At 42.2% G+C, this 17,663-nt stretch carries 14 protein-coding genes; 3 read left to right on the forward strand and 11 right to left on the reverse strand.

Translation table 11 applies throughout. The features are described 5' to 3' along the window. Window position 1: 1 nt before the first annotated feature. The 7 genes from EV690_RS00195 to tig form a co-directional block, all read right to left on the reverse strand. Window positions 2-409: a DUF2850 domain-containing protein gene (locus EV690_RS00195; protein ID WP_131910930.1), complete on the reverse strand. Its 408-nt coding sequence runs from the start codon at window positions 407-409 to the stop codon at window positions 2-4. Beyond that, window positions 402-2,288, reverse strand: coding sequence for a SurA N-terminal domain-containing protein (locus tag EV690_RS00200; protein WP_131910931.1), 1,887 nt, complete (start codon window positions 2,286-2,288; stop codon window positions 402-404). Before EV690_RS00200 ends, EV690_RS00195 begins: the two co-directional genes overlap by 8 nt. Window positions 2,289-2,366: 78 nt before the next feature. Further along, the gene (locus EV690_RS00205; RefSeq protein ID WP_165872609.1) at window positions 2,367-2,642 is read right to left on the reverse strand and encodes an HU family DNA-binding protein; all 276 of its coding nucleotides are present in this window, start codon (window positions 2,640-2,642) and stop codon (window positions 2,367-2,369) included. Window positions 2,643-2,771: 129 nt separating this feature from the next. Continuing rightward, a complete protein-coding gene (gene lon, locus EV690_RS00210) occupies window positions 2,772-5,138 on the reverse strand; it encodes an endopeptidase La (RefSeq protein WP_131910932.1) in 2,367 nt (788 codons plus the stop codon). Window positions 5,139-5,342: 204 nt separating this feature from the next. Beyond that, the gene (gene clpX, locus EV690_RS00215) at window positions 5,343-6,626 is read right to left on the reverse strand and encodes an ATP-dependent protease ATP-binding subunit ClpX (RefSeq protein ID WP_131910933.1); all 1,284 of its coding nucleotides are present in this window, start codon (window positions 6,624-6,626) and stop codon (window positions 5,343-5,345) included. A 76-nt stretch (window positions 6,627-6,702) separates the two neighbouring features. Then, window positions 6,703-7,323, reverse strand: a complete 621-nt coding sequence (gene clpP, locus EV690_RS00220) for an ATP-dependent Clp endopeptidase proteolytic subunit ClpP (RefSeq protein ID WP_131910934.1) — start codon at window positions 7,321-7,323, stop codon at window positions 6,703-6,705. 105 nt (window positions 7,324-7,428) lie between these two features. Continuing rightward, entirely contained in the window at window positions 7,429-8,727 is a 1,299-nt protein-coding gene (gene tig / locus EV690_RS00225; RefSeq protein WP_131910935.1) for a trigger factor, read from the reverse strand. Between the two features lie 624 nt (window positions 8,728-9,351). On the opposite strand from tig, the gene leuC reads away from it, so the two are divergent. Next, entirely contained in the window at window positions 9,352-10,749 is a 1,398-nt protein-coding gene (gene leuC / locus EV690_RS00230) for a 3-isopropylmalate dehydratase large subunit (protein WP_131910936.1), read from the forward strand. 28 nt (window positions 10,750-10,777) lie between these two features. After that, complete coding sequence (gene leuD, locus EV690_RS00235; RefSeq protein WP_131910937.1) at window positions 10,778-11,395, forward strand: 3-isopropylmalate dehydratase small subunit; 618 nt, start codon at window positions 10,778-10,780, stop codon at window positions 11,393-11,395. A gap of 294 nt (window positions 11,396-11,689) precedes the next feature. On the opposite strand, the gene EV690_RS00240 is transcribed toward leuD, so the two are convergent. From EV690_RS00240 to EV690_RS00250, 3 genes are all read right to left on the reverse strand, one after another. Further along, window positions 11,690-12,868, reverse strand: coding sequence for a cystathionine beta-lyase (locus EV690_RS00240; RefSeq protein ID WP_131910938.1), 1,179 nt, complete (start codon window positions 12,866-12,868; stop codon window positions 11,690-11,692). Window positions 12,869-13,059: 191 nt separating this feature from the next. After that, window positions 13,060-13,500: a hypothetical protein gene (locus EV690_RS00245; RefSeq protein WP_131910939.1), complete on the reverse strand. Its 441-nt coding sequence runs from the start codon at window positions 13,498-13,500 to the stop codon at window positions 13,060-13,062. Window positions 13,501-13,585: 85 nt separating this feature from the next. Continuing rightward, window positions 13,586-14,638, reverse strand: coding sequence for an aldose epimerase family protein (locus EV690_RS00250; protein ID WP_131910940.1), 1,053 nt, complete (start codon window positions 14,636-14,638; stop codon window positions 13,586-13,588). Between the two features lie 495 nt (window positions 14,639-15,133). Here EV690_RS00250 and EV690_RS00255 point away from each other — a divergent pair, with 495 nt between their 5' ends. Beyond that, window positions 15,134-15,859: a pseudouridine synthase gene (locus EV690_RS00255; RefSeq protein ID WP_131910941.1), complete on the forward strand. Its 726-nt coding sequence runs from the start codon at window positions 15,134-15,136 to the stop codon at window positions 15,857-15,859. Here the strand turns inward: EV690_RS00255 and EV690_RS00260 are convergent. Then, window positions 15,808-17,598, reverse strand: a complete 1,791-nt coding sequence (locus EV690_RS00260; protein ID WP_165872610.1) for a GGDEF domain-containing protein — start codon at window positions 17,596-17,598, stop codon at window positions 15,808-15,810. The two genes, EV690_RS00255 and EV690_RS00260, sit on opposite strands and share 52 nt — an antisense overlap. Window positions 17,599-17,663: the final 65 nt, after the last annotated feature.

Genomic DNA, 17,663 nt, shown 5'->3' on the forward strand with positions numbered 1-17,663 from the left:
TTTAATCTCGCTGCAGCTCTTTAGGCAGTGGTCCTACCCGATTAAAAGTGAGCTTACCGACCCGCGGCTTACGAATAAATAACCGCATTCGGTCATTGGAAATCACATACTTTTGCTCACCTAAATTCGTCTCTACATAAATAGTGTTACGATGAATTTTATAGGTGGTATGGATCAGGCTTCCATCCTGAATAACGCCTCGCTTGGAAAAATTCAAATACTCAGTCTTGCCAAAGTAAGGCTCGGCACTTCGCCATTTACCAACAATTGGATTAACGGTCTGCGAATTATAAAACAATATAAAGTAGACACACAAACTAATCGCAATCGCTACACTCAGCAGCGCAGCGCCCCAAAAGACTCGCTGCCGAGTGAACAGTACTCGTCCATACTGACTATATTTAACCATTATATGAAATATCCGCTTTGCTTTTTAAATAGTCTAGCAATAAACGGTAATCTTCGTTGGCTAATTGTGACGGCCACTGTTGACGGATTTGTTTTGTCAGTTGCTCATCCACTTTAGGTTGATTGACTTGATCCAGCTGAATGACAAATGCATCCCCAGTCACTGTATTGACGGCTTTAGTTGGATGTTTGCCATCTTTTGGATGAGCCATCGTAAAGACTTCACTCACGATCTGCTGATTGAGTTTCTGATCATTTCGAGCTACATCAGATGCTTGCTCTAACTTCAAGTTTTGCGCTCTAAGCAGCTTGTCAAACTCTTGCGGCTTATCTGCAGCATTAGCGAGTTTACTTGCATAGTCTTGTGCTTTTTGAATCGCTCTTTCGGTCACTAAAGCTTGCTGAGCATCATTTTTAACCTGGGCAAAAGGTTTAACCGATGCCTTTTTATGTCCAGTCACACGAACGACTAAAGCCTCTTCAGGGCTCAAATTAATAATCGGACTATTCTGCTGTTTCTCGATGGCATCTTTGGCGAAGATTTGCTGAACAGTCTTCTGAGAATCAATATCACTAGGTAGATTATTTCTATCAACCCCTTTAGCTGTTTCTAATTTTAAGTGTAACTTTTTGGCTGTTTGATCCAGTGAGTCAGGTGACTCATAAGTAAGGTTACTCAGCTTCTGTGAAAGATCATAAAACTTGTTCATCGCCTGATCTTGCTGAATTTTTTTGACAATTTTGGCTTTGAAACGCGCAAAAGGAGGTAACTTCGAGTTCTGTATCCCTAGTAATTTGATGATGTGGTAACCATACTTCGTTTTAACGACACCACTAATATCCCCTACTTTAGCTAAACCAAATGCGGCTTTATCAAAAGCTTTAGGCATAGCCCCTTTCTGGAACCAATCAAGCACACCACCTTTTTTAGCAGTAAATTGATCTTGAGAATATTTCTTTGCCAAAGCTGCAAAATTAGCGCCATTTTTCAGCTCTTTTTCGAGCTTCTCAGCTTCTGCTTTCGCTTTTTGAGGATCTTTTCCCGGCTTAATCAAAATGTGGGCAACATGGCGCTGCACGGGTAATTGGTACTGATCTGCGTTCTCATGAAAATATTTTTCTGCTTCAGCATCAGATACTTTGATTGAATTGGCAATAGATTTAGCATTCAGCAAGATATAATTAATATCAACTGTTTCAGGTGAGCGGAATTGTTCCTGATGTTGCTGATAATAGGCTTTGACCTCTTTATCCGAAACTTTTATATCTTTTGCAAAATTTGCTTCTGGAATATGTACATAATGAAAACTGCGAGTTTGTGCTTGCAAGTTACCTAGTTGTTTCACTTCGTTGTTTAGAACAAATTGAGAACCAAATAATGCTTGTTGTAGCTGAGTATTCCGCAAGTCATTACGAACGAGTTGACTAAAACGGACTGCCGTCAATCCATTACTTTGCAGTTGCTGAAGAAACAATGCATTTTTAAACTTACCGTTTTGTTTAAATGCATCCATATTCTCAATGGTGTTTTCTACCTGTTTATCACTAACCGAAATACCTAGCTTGGTCGATTCTTGATCAATCAGTTTCTGATTAACCAAACTTGCCAAAACACTATGCTTCAATTGAGCGATATATTGAGGATTATTAGCAAGCTGGGAAAAATTACGATAACGTTGCTGCATCTCGCTTCGTTGGCGTTGATAAGCCTGCTGAAATTCAGCTTCCGATATTACTTGCCCGTTGACCTTGGCGGCATAATTAACACCAGATGAACCAAGATAGGTCCCAATCCCGGCCAAGGCAAATGAGACGATAATAAGACATAGGATAATTTTAATCATTAACCCATGACCACCTTCCTGAATCTTCTCCAACATTCTGGTTTCACTCTTCACTGCTATAGATAACGAAAAAGCGCATCTATGATGCGCTCGATAATTTAAATCAGAAAAATATTATTCATTTACTGAATCTTTAAGGAGCTTCCCTGCCTTAAATGCAGGCACTCGTGCACCCGGGATTTCAATCTTTTGCCCAGTTTGAGGGTTGCGACCACTGCGAGCGGCTCGTTCCCGAGTCTGAAACGATCCAAAACCTATAATACTGATATGGTCACCATCTTTAAGTGACTCCGTAATGACTTCCAACATAGAGTCTAGTACGCGCCCTGCTGCTGCTTTTGACATATCAGCACCGCTTGCAATTTGATCAACTAACTGAGCTTTGTTCACAAGAATCCCCTTTGATAATCATCTAATTCGGCCAAAAACCTTTCATCCATTACAAGGCCACTATGACACAACTTTGTCAGCCCATCAGGAAGACTGAGCTGACAATTATTATGTATCAACCGCTCAAGCTCAAGCAGTTTCAGTTTTTTTAGTGACGAACTCTACACCAAAGGGGTTTCTTTCAAGTGCCAGTTCTAATACTTCTTCAATCCAATGGACAGGACGTATATCAAGTTCTTTTTTGACATTCTCAGGAATTTCTTCAAGGTCACGCTCATTTTCTTTGGGAATCAGTACGCGTTTAATTCCACCGCGATGAGCTGCCAATAATTTTTCTTTGAGCCCCCCAATCGGGAGCACTTCCCCACGTAAGGTAATTTCCCCGGTCATGGCGACATCAGCACGAACCGGATTGCCAGTCAGAGCCGAAACCAGCGCTGTTGACATTGCAATCCCAGCACTTGGACCATCTTTGGGCGTAGCACCTTCTGGGACATGCACATGGATATCTCGTTTTTCATAAAAATCAGAGTTAATCCCCAATTTATCAGCACGTGAACGAACCACTGTCATAGCCGCCTGAATGGACTCTTGCATCACATCGCCTAACGAACCGGTTTGAGTCATTTTACCTTTACCCGGAACCGATGCAGTCTCAATGGTCAGCAAATCCCCGCCCACTTCGGTCCAAGCTAAACCGGTAACCATCCCTATTCGGTTGTGCTCATCTGCTTTGCCATAATCAAAACGCTGTACACCTAGATAATCGTGCAAGTTTTTAATATCAACATCAATATGCTTCACCTCTGGCGAAAGAAGGATCTGTTTAACTGCCTTACGGCAGATCTTAGAAATCTCCCGCTCCAACCCACGCACGCCCGCTTCACGGGTGTAATAGCGAATAATGCCGATCACTGCACTATCTTCAATCGTCAATTCAGCGACTTTGAGGCCATTCCGTTTAATCTGTTTTTCGATTAAATGACGCTTAGCAATGTTCAGTTTTTCATCTTCGGTATAACCAGACAACCGAATCACTTCCATACGATCTAAGAGTGGCCCTGGAATATTCATCGAGTTTGACGTCGCAACGAACATCACATCCGACAAGTCATAATCCACTTCAAGATAGTGGTCGTTAAAACTATTATTTTGCTCAGGATCAAGTACTTCTAACAAAGCTGAGGCTGGATCACCGCGCATATCAGATGACATTTTGTCGATCTCATCCAATAAGAATAACGGGTTTTTAACCCCTACTTTTGCCATTTTCTGGATAAGTTTACCCGGCATAGAACCAATATAAGTCCGACGGTGCCCACGGATTTCAGCTTCATCACGCACGCCGCCCAACGCCATCCGGACATACTTACGCCCAGTAGAACGAGCAACCGACTGCCCCAGAGAGGTTTTACCAACCCCAGGAGGGCCAACCAAACACAGAATCGGACCTTTGAGTTTATTCGTTCGATTCTGAACCGCTAGGTACTCTAAAATTCGTTCTTTGACTTTTTCAAGGCCGTAATGATCGCTATTTAAAATCTCTTCAGCTTTTGCTAAATCTTTTTTCACTTTGGAGCGTTTCGTCCATGGGACACTCAGCATCCAATCCACATAGCCACGAACGACGGTAGCCTCAGCCGACATCGGTGACATCATTTTCAGTTTATTAAGCTCGGCCTCGGTTTTCTCACGGGCTTCTTGAGGCATTTTAGCTTCAGCAATCTTTTGCGCCAAAACTTCAAATTCATCCTGCCCCTCTTCCATCTCACCCAGCTCTTTCTGAATCGCCTTCATCTGCTCGTTGAGATAGTATTCACGCTGGCTTTTTTCCATCTGTTTTTTCACGCGAGAACGGATTTTCTTTTCAACTTGTAACAAGTCGATTTCAGACTCCATCATCGCCATCAGATATTCAAGACGCTCATTAACACTCTCAATCTCTAGAACCTGTTGTTTATCGGCTAGTTTGAGTGGCATATGCGCAGCCATGGTATCTGCTAGTCGAGCAGCATCATCAATTCCAGAAACAGAAGTTAAAACCTCCGGCGGAATTTTTTTATTGAGCTTGATATATCCTTCAAACTGCGAAATAGCGGACCGAACCAGCACTTCTTGCTCGCGCTCATCAATCGGCTGCGATTGAATAAAGTCGATCTGAGCTTCGAAGAAATCTTCATTGTCAGTAAACTCATTCAATTTCGCACGCTGGCTACCTTCCACCAGGACCTTAACGGTACCGTCAGGAAGTTTTAGCAGCTGAAGAATATTGGCAACTGTGCCTACATCATATAAATCATCAACACTCGGTTCATCTGTAGAGGCATCTTTCTGAGCAATAAGCAAAACTTGCTTATCATTTTCCATGGCTGTTTCCAGACATTGGATAGACTTCTGACGCCCCACAAATAGAGGGATGACCATATGGGGGTAAACCACCACATCTCTTAGTGGCAGCACCGGAATTATCATACTTTCTGAACGCTCTAAGGTCATTTGATCCTCTCTGCCTTAGCTGAAATATAAATTCGCTATGTTCAGTATATTGGGGTAACTCTCATAGATTCAATTAGGGATGGCAGAAAAAGTGATAAAAAGCGGTTAACTGAATATAATTACGCCAATTGTGAATATAGTCGTGCGTAAATTGAAAAGGTGACACGAAGTCACCTTTGTTTGCGATTAAAGAATTATAGGTCTCTATTCACCAGAGGATGCTTTAGCCTGCTCTTTATTCGAATAGATAATCAATGGATCACTCTCACCTTTGATAACAGTTGCATCAATCACTACTTTGCTAACATTATCCATTGAAGGTAAATCATACATAGTATCAAGCAGGACGTCTTCTACAATTGAACGTAGCCCTCGCGCACCCGTTTTACGAGCTAACGCTTTGTGAGCAATCGCCTTAAGAGCATCTTCACGAAACTCTAGCTCAACACCTTCAAGTTTAAATAACTCACCATACTGTTTAGTTAGCGCATTCTTCGGTTCGCTCAAGATCTGCACTAATGCCGACTCATCTAATTCAGTCAGTGATGCGACAACTGGTAAACGACCGATAAACTCAGGAATCAAACCATATTTCACCAAATCTTCAGGCTCAACCTGTGCAAAAATTTTAGAAACCGAGTTTTGCTGTTCCTTGGTTTTTACTTCAGCGCCGAAACCAATCCCCGCATGTGCTTCAGTGCGTTGCGAAATCACTTTATCTAACCCAGCGAAAGCACCACCGCAAATAAACAGGATCTTAGAAGTATCAACCTGTAAAAATTCCTGCTGAGGATGCTTACGCCCACCTTGTGGTGGAACTGAGGCAACAGTACCTTCAATCAATTTCAGCAGTGCTTGTTGAACACCTTCTCCTGAAACATCACGGGTAATAGATGGGTTATCAGACTTCCGAGAAATTTTATCGATTTCATCGATATAGACAATTCCCCGTTCCGCTTTTTCAACGTCATAGTCACATTTTTGCAGCAATTTCTGGATGATGTTTTCAACATCTTCACCCACATAACCTGCTTCGGTCAACGTTGTCGCATCAGCCATTGTGAATGGCACATCAAGTAACCGAGCCATGGTCTCTGCTAACAATGTTTTACCACTACCCGTTGGCCCAATCAGCAAGATATTACTTTTACCTAATTCAACTTGATCGGTACTGCTGGAGTTACGCAACCGTTTATAGTGATTATAAACTGCGACAGAGAGGACTTTTTTTGCCTGATCTTGACCGATAACATACTCATCTAAATGAGATCGGATCTCTTTCGGTACAGGTAAAGCCCCATTTTCATGCTTAGGTGAAATATCTTTGATCTCTTCGCGGATAATATCATTACATAATTCCACGCATTCATCACAGATATAGACCGATGGACCAGCAATTAATTTACGTACTTCATGCTGACTTTTCCCACAAAATGAGCAGTATAACAGTTTGCTACTGTCCCCATCACCTTTGTGTTTATCTGCCATTAGCTAACCTCACAACTGCAGAGCCATTATCAACCTTATTATATATGATGACGCTCTACATGCTTTTCAAATTTACTTATCCACGATTAGTTAATATATCGTCTACCAAGCCATATTCTTTAGACTCTTCTGCCGTCAGATAATTATCGCGGTCAGTGTCTTTGGAAATCTGTTCATAGCTTTGCCCAGTATGATATGCCAATAACTCATTCATACGCCGCTTGGTTTTGATAATTTCATTGGCGTGGATTTCAATGTCTGATGCTTGTCCCTGAAAACCGCCCAAAGGCTGGTGAATCATCACTTTAGAATTCGGTAGACAATAACGTTTACCTTTCGCACCACCCGCTAACAGAAATGACCCCATACTCGCAGCCATTCCCATACAAACAGTACTAACATCAGGCTTTATAAACTGCATCGTATCATAAATTGCCATCCCCGCGGTAATAACACCACCAGGGGAATTAATATACAGGAAAATATCTTTATCAGGGCTTTCTGATTCGAGAAAGAGCAACTGTGCCACAATTAAGTTAGCCATGTTGTCTTCAACCTGGCCAGTTAGAAAGATAACCCGCTCTTTGAGCAATCTCGAATAGATATCGTAGGAACGCTCACCTTTTGATGTTTGTTCGACGACCATCGGAACAAGCGCAGCTAGAGGGTTACTTAAATCAGGATAATCTTTTGACATCGATACACGCTTCCTTAAATAAATGGCTCGGGAGAATTGAACCTACCGAGCCATTATATGCAAGCCTTATCGGCTAAAGTCAAATCTAACCGATCGGCTATTGACTTATTTGTTCATGATTTCATCAAAAGCTTTAGTCACATCTGTTACTTTAGCTTTATCTAAAATCAAATCAACGGCTTGTTCTTCAAGAACAACATTTGAAAGGTTCTCTTTCATTTCTTTATTATTATTATAGTATTCGATCACTTGTTCTGGTTGTTCATATGCTGAAGCGATCTCTTTTAAGTGCTCTTGAACTTTTTCATCATCCGCTTGCAGTTCATTTACCTTGATCACTTCACCTAATAATAGGCCAACTTTCACACGGCGTTCTGCTTGTTCGCTAAATAATTCATCTGGCAAATTAGGTAGGTTTTTCTGATCAACCTGACCACCAAAGCGTTCCATGGCTTGCTTACGCAGCTGCTCAACTTCGTTTTTAACCAGCGCACTTGGAACAATGATCTCATTCGCTTCGAGCAATTTATCCAAAACCTGCTCTTTACTGTCACTACGCAGTTTTTGTTTAAGTTCACGTTCCATATTTTTACGTAATTCAGCGCGAAGATCCGCCAATTCACCAGATTCAATACCGAACTGTTTGATAAACTCTGCATCAACTTCAGGCAGCTCAGGTTTTTCAACTTTAGTTAAAGTAATATCAAACTCAGCTTCTTTACCTTTTAAGTTTTCTGCATGATAGTCTTCAGGGAAAGTCACTTTAATCGTAAACTGTTCGCCAGCTTTATGAGTTTTCAGACCATCCTCAAAACCAGGGATCATACGACCAGAGCCGATTTCTAACGAGAACCCTTCTGATTTGCCACCTTCAAATTCTTCGCCATCAATTTTACCAACGAAGTCAAATGTAGCACGATCCCCTTCTTCCAGAGCATCTTCAGTTGTTTCAGACCAGTTGACGCGCTGCTTGCGCAGAGTTTCAACCATGTCGTCAACATCACTGTCAACCACTTCAGATGACACTTTTTCAATTTCCAACGCAGCGAAATCGTTCAATTCAATTTCAGGGAAAACTTCAAACGTTGCACTAAAGTGAAATTGACCATCTTTAATTTCACCAACTTCCAAAGTCGGAGCACCAGCAGGAGTAAGTTTTTCCTGGATCACTGCTTCATAGAAATGACGTTGCATTGCTTTGTCTTTGACATCCGCTTCAATTGCTGCGCCATAGCGTTTTTGAACCACTGATGCGGGCACTTTACCAGGACGGAACCCTGGCATCCGTTCACGCTTAGCAATATCACGAACCGCTTGTTTGATTTCCTCATCAATAGTTTGTGCGTCAACCGCAATGGACAGACGACGTTCCAAACCTTCAGTCGTTTCTACTGAAACCTGCATTTTCTTACCTCGTATCGGTCAGTTCTTACTGACTTTTTCCCCAGAGTAAACTTTTAGAACAACGCTTATCAAGCGAGGTCCTGTTTAGATTTAACGACTATCTTCGGCCTTAGCCTCAATTGGACTGTAGCTTACTAAAAGTCCCCTAATCCAGTAAACCTAAACAGGACCTCGCCGTATTAAAACCGGTTAATTTGAGTTTACAACCTTTAATAAAGACGCCGCATTATAGCGATGCTTTGTTCATGAGTCGAGATCGTGACACTAAATTAGCGCCTTTGAAGCTAAAAACACCGGTTTAAATCACTTTTCTGAGTGTTAAATAGTCAGTTATAGTGAAAAATTGCGCACTTATAACGGATAAGATGAATAAAAACCACAAATCACTAATTTTTAGGATTTAATAGCAATATATTTAGCAACAAAAGCTAAATATAGGACGTATAATTTTAACCTATCTATTTTTTTTAGCATTAAACACTTCACTTTCACATGATTTTATCGCACTATACAAAGTCTGAGGTTTTGGCCTCGCTAGAATAATCAACATTCAGGTATAAAAACTAAATATAAATTAAAAATGGCCAGCACTAACACTGGTTAGAGCAACGTGGGAAAAGTCCAATGAAAAAGACAATGTATGAAAAAATTTGGGATGCACACTTGGTTCATTCACCAGAGAACGGCACCCCATTACTTTATGTTGATCGTCATTTAATGCATGAGGTTACAAGCCCCCAAGCATTTGAAGGACTAAAAGTTGCGGGACGAAAAATCCGTAATCCCCACAGTATTCTAGCAACAATGGACCACTGTATTCCGACTATCAATCGTGACTCTATCAGCGACCCTATTGGTCGTAAACAGGTCGAAACCTTAGCTCATAACTGCGCTGAAAATGGTTTAAATCTGTACGATATGAGTAATCAAAATAACGGGATTATTCATATTGTTGTTCCTGAACACGGCTTTGTTCATCCAGGTATGGTCGTCTGCTGTGGTGATAGCCATACAGCAACCCACGGCGCGTTTGGCGCTTTAGCATTTGGCATTGGGACCTCTGAAGTTGAGCATATTATGGCCACTCAGACGATTCAACAGAAAAAATCCAAAACGATGCAAGTTGTCGTCAATGGCCAACTGCCAGAATTTGCAACAGCCAAAGATATTGCCTTAGCGATTATCGGTAAAATTGGTACCGCTGGCGGAACGGGTCATGTGATTGAGTTTGCCGGTCAAGCCATTGAAGAGTTATCAATGGAAGGCCGTATGACATTGTGTAACATGGCAATTGAAGCTGGTGCTCGGGCAGGTTTGATTGCTCCAGATGAAAAAACATTCACATTCTTAAAAGGCAAAGAGTTTGCCCCCGCAGACGAATACTGGGAACAGGCGGTGGAATATTGGAAGTCACTGCGAACCGACGAAGGCGCCCAATTTGATAAAGTTGTTACACTTAATGGCGCGGATATTTCACCACTGGTCACTTGGGGGACTTCGCCTGAGCAAGTATTACCTGTCGATCAACCATTGCCTGACCCTGCGCAGATGAGTGATTTAATCAAATCTCAGGCTGCGATCAATGCACTTAAGTATATGGGCTTGCAACCAGGGATTAAGCTTACCGATGTCAGTATAGACGTGGTATTCATCGGCTCTTGCACTAACGGACGCATTGAAGATTTTCGTCAAGCAGCCGCGTTACTCAAAGGTAAAAAAGTCGCTCCTGGCGTCGAAGCTATCGCTGTCCCAGGTTCTTATCCAGTTAAAATACAAGCAGAAAAAGAAGGCCTTGATAAAATTTTTATTGAAGCTGGCTGGCAGTGGCGAGAACCTGGATGTTCAATGTGCTTGGCGATGAACGGTGATAATCTGAAACCCGGACAACGTAGTGCTTCAACCTCAAACCGTAACTTTGAGGGGCGACAAGGCAAAGGGGGGCGAACACACTTAGTCTCACCAGCTATGGCAGCTGCGGCCTCTGTTGCCGGAAAATTTGTTGATTTGCGCCACTGGAAATAACACCGTCACGGGTCATAGGAGAAAAATAATGCAGGCTTATAAAACTCATACTTCAATTGCGGTGGCGATGAATCGTTCAAATGTTGACACCGACCAAATTATCCCAAAACAATTTTTGAAAAAAGTAGAACGCACAGGTTTTGGTGTTCATTTGTTTAATGACTGGCGTTATCAGGAAGATGGTAGCGATAATCCAGACTTCGAACTGAATCAACCAGAGGTGAAAGGTGCTAAAATTCTAGTTGCTGGCGATAATTTTGGCTGTGGTAGCTCACGCGAACACGCACCTTGGGCCATTGCTGATTACGGTTTTAATACCGTCATATCAACCAGCTTTGCTGATATCTTTTTTAACAACTGTTTTAAAAATGGTATTTTGCCCATCCGCGTGACCAAAGAGGAACTAGCAGCTCTGTTTGCCGAACTTGAAGCACATCCAGGGAGTCAGTTCACTATCAATCTAGCTGAACAGACCATCAGTACTCCCAAAGGGCTCGAAATCGCCTTTGAGGTTGATTCATTCCGTAAACATAGCTTACTTGAAGGATTGGATGATATCGGTTGGACATTGCAACACGAACAAAAAATTACGGCATTCGAAGAAAAACAAAAACAGCAACTTCCATGGCTGTGGCCACAACCATAATATCTCCGGCTTAGCTTACACCAAAGTAACCCACTAGGATTAGGCGCTAACGTAGCTCAACGTGAGCGCCTTTTGAGTTTGAATTGTTCAAAAAGAGTTGTAAATATAGAGTTGTACACTCTGTTGCGATGACCATTAGGTGGCATTTGCTTTTAGATACATGACCAAAAAGCTCATTTTTGCTCATCTAGCAAGCGGATGAGTCACTCTGTCAACACAGTCACTGTTACCCATCTTGAATCAGAGAAAAACTTAAAGCCAAGCATTTGCTTGGCTTTTTACTTTTAATCATGTTCACAAATGTGCATTTAATCGAGCTAATCCAGCATCGAGGTCGCCAATAAGATCATCGACATCTTCCAAACCAATGTGCAAACGAATTAATGGTCCTTTTGCTTGCCATTGAGTCACTGAGCGCAGATGCGCAACATGATCCGGCATATGGCCTAAAATTAAGCTTTCAAATCCGCCCCATGAAAAACCAATTTTGAAATGCTCCATTTCGTTGAGCATCGCATCAATGCCTGCCTGAGTTCCCTGCTTGAGAACAAACGAGAATAAACCATTCGAACCTTGAAAATCACGCGTAAAGAATTCATGTCCCGGACAGGTTGCCAACGCAGGATGGCGAACATGATCAACATCATTGCGTTTCGCTAACCAATGCGCAACAGCAAGCGCATTTTGCTGATGTTGACGCATTCTTACCCCTAACGTTCTAACGCCACGCAGCGCCAAATAGAGGTCATCTGGGGATGTACACTGCCCCATCAAATAACTATGTTCACGCAATTGGTCCCAGTACTCTGCTGTCGTCGTTGCCGTTCCTAACATCACATCTGAATGGCCAACAATATATTTAGTGGCCGCCTGAATAGAAACATCAATGCCCAATTCAAATGGCTGAAAATTTACCGGAGATGCCCACGTATTATCCAACATAGTCATAATGCCATGCGATTTAGCAACTTTGGTAATCGCAGGCACATCCTGAACTTCTAAGGTGATGGATCCTGGTGATTCAAGGTAGATTACTTTGGTATTGGGCTGAATCATTGTTTCGATATCAGCGCCCACCATTGGGTCATAATAGGTTGTTTCAATACCATAGCGAGACAACAGCTTGTCGCACAGATCTCGAGTCGGCTCATAGACACTGTCAACCATCAACAAATGATCGCCCGCCTTCAAAAATGACAACAAGGCTCCACTAATAGCCGCAGTTCCTGAAGGATAGAGTGCGCAACCCACCCCGCCTTCAAGCTCGTTCATTGCATCCTGAAAAGCAAATGCCGTGGATGTACCTCGGCGCCCATAAAATAATGTCTTCCCTTCACGATGCTGTGTTGCCTGTTTCATCTGTTCGACACTATCGAAAATAACTGTGGATGCTCTAGCCACAGCTGGATTCACTGCCCCGCGAGTCCATTCTTTTTTGCGACCAGAAGCCACATACTTCGTATCTTTTTTCATAAAACCTACAATCTGTCCAATAATCCGCGTATTTGCAGTTCACCATAGTCTATTGGGATACCGACCATGAATCCTCAAAACTTATCTGCGTATGTTATTTATATTGCTAAAAATAACATAAATCCAATATGTTAAACTCATAAAGGATAAGCTTTGGCTATATGTCCAGCTAAGATTAAGTCAGTAACACACTATATTTTGGGTTCTAGCCGCTCATTCTCTTTTGCAGAAGGCTGAGGTTTCTTCACTTTAGCTGGCTCAGTTGTAGCATCACTATTATCTTTCAAATTAATCAAAATCCCCACCAAAGCAATGAGCATAATCCATAAAATTAAGGCATGACGCATTTGCAAAAATGGTGAATGACTAGAGAAAAAAGTCACTGAATCCCAAAGAGAGAACTGGGTAAACAGCCAAATACTGCCCTGCCAAACCCAACCTAAACCAACGGCACTCGCCAATAAAGCAATAAATGCTAATTTACGATACCAAATCCCCCAGGCACATAACATACAGATTAATCCAACAAATAGTGTCGCACTAAACCAAAGTAACGGATCTGGGGAAGCTAATTGCATGAGCGCACACGCACACAAAATCAATACCATCAATCCGGCAAAAAAACGCTTCATCTCAGCCCCCTCTATGATTGCTTAGCATAAAAAAAGCCTCATATAAAATGAGGCTCCCTTCATTTTTAAGTAATTATCCTAGCATCTAGCAATGAAAGGCAAAAGTCGTCGAATGCTTAAATGGCCTTTCGGGACGAACAATACATTCTTCGGCACAGTCACTATTAGGTTGATCGGGCATATATTGAGTTTCTAAACAAAAACCATCACGATTCTGGTAGACCAGTTCATTATGTCCGCGGGTCCCTTCTAAATATTGGCCTGTATACAACTGCACGGCAGGGGATGTCGTGTAAAGGGATAATACGACTTGTTCATCACCTGAGCGCACTTGAGCGACAGGTTGACTACCATCGTTCTGGTCTAAAATAAAGCAGTGGTCAAAACCCCGATAGCGCTGGTCAGAGACAATTTTTCGCCAATCCTGATTAAATGCTTTTGCTGTTCTAAAATCAAACGCAGTCTGCTCAACCGATACAGGACTTCCATCTGGCAAGCTCTCACTATCTACTGGCAAGTATTGATTGGCATTTATCTGTGCAACGTGATTCCCCACATCCCCAGCCACACCGTCTAAGTTAAAGTAGCTATGGTTAGTCAAATTAAATGGGCACGCTTTATCGACTGTTGCTTCATAATCGATACGGATATTATTATCTTCACTCAACGTGTACGTGACGGTCACAATCGCATTGCCAGGAAATCCTTCATCACCATCAGGTGAGTGCAATGTAAAACGTACCGCAGGAATAGACTCAATAATTTCAGCATCCCATAATTGGTGGGCAAATCCAATCTCTCCCCCATGTAAACAATTCTCACCTTCATTAGCAATTAGCTTGTATTGTTGCCCATCGACGCTAAATTTGGCACCACGAATACGGTTCGCATACCGACCAACCGTTGCACCCAAATAAGGACTTTGCAGATAATCTTCAAGCGTATCACAGCCCAAAACTAACTGACGTAAGTTATCGTTTGGCATGGCCAATTTAAATGACGTTAAAGTCGCCCCCCAGTCAGAAACAGTCAATCGAGTTCCACGTCTATTGGTCAGGTGGAAAAGACGAGCGGTCTGGCCGTCTGGGGTTGCTTGCCATCTTTCCCAAGTGACCGAAATATCAGCTCGCTGAGCCATGTTATTCTCCTGTAAACTTTTCAACTAAGGCACTATCATATTGCGGCACAAGTCACACTGTGCGGTGAAACACCGTTATTAAATCAAACCACAGCGGACAAACCCAGATCTAAATCTCAAAATGACAGTAACCAGATCCTAATTGCTTAAAATATATACGTCTTAAGCATGCTCAAATCTTGTGCTCTAACAATTTTGCTTTAGGGCCATACCAAATTTCAATTACGAATATTTTGCCTCTATCATCAATAAACACAAGGACAATTCCTAGTCATAAAGCGTATTTTTTAGCTCGCATGAACTTTCCCACAGCAAATGGCCATAATATACATAACTTCGTTACAATATTACCCCATTTATATTTAACGGCTGTAACAATACAGCGCTTGAGGCAACGCAAACTTCATAGACATCACACCGGTTTGTACGCAAAGAAAACTATCAAGGTCCAAACGTATCGATTAAACTATGAATTTACTCTAAAGATGCATTCTAATGAGTCAACGACTGGACAAATTCGTCAGCCATGCAACAGGTTTACCTCGCAGTGAAGTTAAAAAACGGCTAAAGCAAAAGCATATTTCAATTAATGGAAAAATAGCTACACAAGGCAAAACCGCCATATCAGAGACAGACCTCGTCACATTGCAAGGACAAGAACTACATTTAAGCTTCCCAAGCTATTTCATGCTCAATAAGCCTGCCGGCTACACAAGCACCAGAGAAGATCCAAACCATCCCAGTGCATTGGATATCATTGATGAATTCTGTAACCCACCCTTGCATGCCGCCGGGCGGCTTGACGCAGATACAACCGGTTTGCTGCTCCTAACGAATGATGGTCAATGGTCACATCAAGTCACTTCGCCACGTCATCATCAAAAAAAGGTGTACTTAACAACACTTGCCAAACCTCTGACTATCGAAGCACAACAATTATTATGTAAAGGCGTAATGCTCCGAGGTGAAGAGACTCCGACCCTGCCTGGGCAAGTTGAACGGGTGAACGACCAGCTCATTCGGCTCACTATCGTTGAAGGTCGTTACCACCAAGTGAAACGGATGCTTGCCGCAGTCGATAACAAAGTAACCGCGCTGCATCGAGAACAAATAGGCACAATTACACTCGATAGCCACTTAAAACCTGGTGAATATCGCCGACTGAGTCATCAAGAAGTTGGTGTATTTTTATCATCTTCGGATTTTTCCCAAACCCAATAGGCGTTTCGTCCTGAAGCTTTGGCTTCGTATAGTGCTTCATCAGCTTGCTGGAATACCTGTTGAGCACTTAGCCCACTGTTCCACTGTGCAATGCCAATGCTACAGCTGCAATGAATTTGTTGGGTGAAAGTATGCTCACTGATGCTCACTAACAACTGGTCCGCTAATTGACAGGCGTCTTTCAGCAATGTATCTGGCGCCAGAATCACAAATTCTTCACCTCCCCAGCGAACCAATATGTCGCTGGCCCTAACTCGAGTTAAAAGTAATTGAGCAAATTCGACCAATACTTGATCCCCCACTAAGTGGCCATATTGATCATTGATTTGTTTAAAATAATCGATATCAATCAGTAACAATGATGGAGGCGACTCATTACGTTCAGAGCGTTTGATCTCACGCTCCATCTGATCGTTTAAAAAGGTTCTGTTATATAGCCCGGTTAACGAATCCATCGTCGCCTGAGCAGTAAGTAGCTTCGTCATTTCACGTTGAGCCTGATTATCAATCCCTGAGCAGACAAATAACGCTGGTAAATTGTCTTGCTTAACTAGCGAAATATCAAACTGCACATAGACTAGCTTGGCCATTAAACCTAACTTCATTTCACCACGCCAGTGTCCTCTTTTTGCTGCCATATCGAGTAACTTAGGAAGGGCGGGGTCAAAATCAATGATCTGATCGAGCGGTTTGTATTGCATATCACTAAAACGCAAGCCAAAGGTCTCTAAGAAAAAACCGTTAACACGTTTAACCCGTCCTTTAGAGTCGAGGATTGCTAAAAATATTTTCCGAGCAAATGCAGCCTCTAATAACGCCGAAGATAAAGCCAGCTGTTGGCGACGTTTATATTGGACCCCCAAAAGAGAGATCACTAACAGCCCTAGCACTAGTAATGCCCCAGCGCCCAGAGCAACTGCAACAATCCAATTGTGGATTACACCAAAAATCATCTTCCGATTAATCAGCATCACCGCAGAGAAGGTATCATCAGCGACATACATCGGATTTACCAAAAGCACGCCTTGAGCAGTTATAATTCTTGCATATTGCTTGTTTGTCAGCTCATTTAATCGCTTCGCCTGAAGTCTAACATCCACTGTTTTAGTCAATGTTGCCAATACATGATGGAGATTAACCAGATGATTATGACCTTTATAAAGATAGCCAGATGGCGCCAGTACCGCAGAATGCGTCCGAGTTAATTGACTGCCAGTTAATGGTGTCAACTGACCAACTTGCCTAGCGGAATAGGTATTTAATAACCAACCTGCAAACTTGTCCTGATGGTTTAAAACCTGAGTCTGTATACCGATAAACCCAGGTCCAAAAAATTCGAGCTTGGATAAATTTTTAAATCCTGCTTTGTCTAACTTTTGCTGAAGAAGTTGGGGAAGCTCATTGACCAATACATACCCAGAAGAGCTTTCCTTCCAGCCAACTACCTCGCCATCGGAATCCAAATAATAAAAACTTCCAGTCAGTTTTTGAATTCGCTGCATTTGGGAAAATAAGGCTTTAAATTTAAGAAGTTGCAATTTATTTTCTAACTGTAATCCATGCATCAGATGGGCGATTAAATAGTTGCGTTGTAATGATTGATTGTAAATTTCAATCATCTGCAATTGGTAAGCGTCAAAGGAATGGCGAAACTCTTGTTCCACTTGGCGGCTAGTGTAGCGATACTGTAAATCAATTGCAGCTGAGGCAATAAATACAATCAATAAAATCCAAAGCACGTTTAATCCAAGGAACCAGCCTTGACGTGATAGTCTTGCTTTTCTCGCTTTCTGATGCACCAAAC

Source organism: Celerinatantimonas diazotrophica, assembly GCF_004339545.1.
Lineage (GTDB): Bacteria > Pseudomonadota > Gammaproteobacteria > Enterobacterales > Celerinatantimonadaceae > Celerinatantimonas > Celerinatantimonas diazotrophica.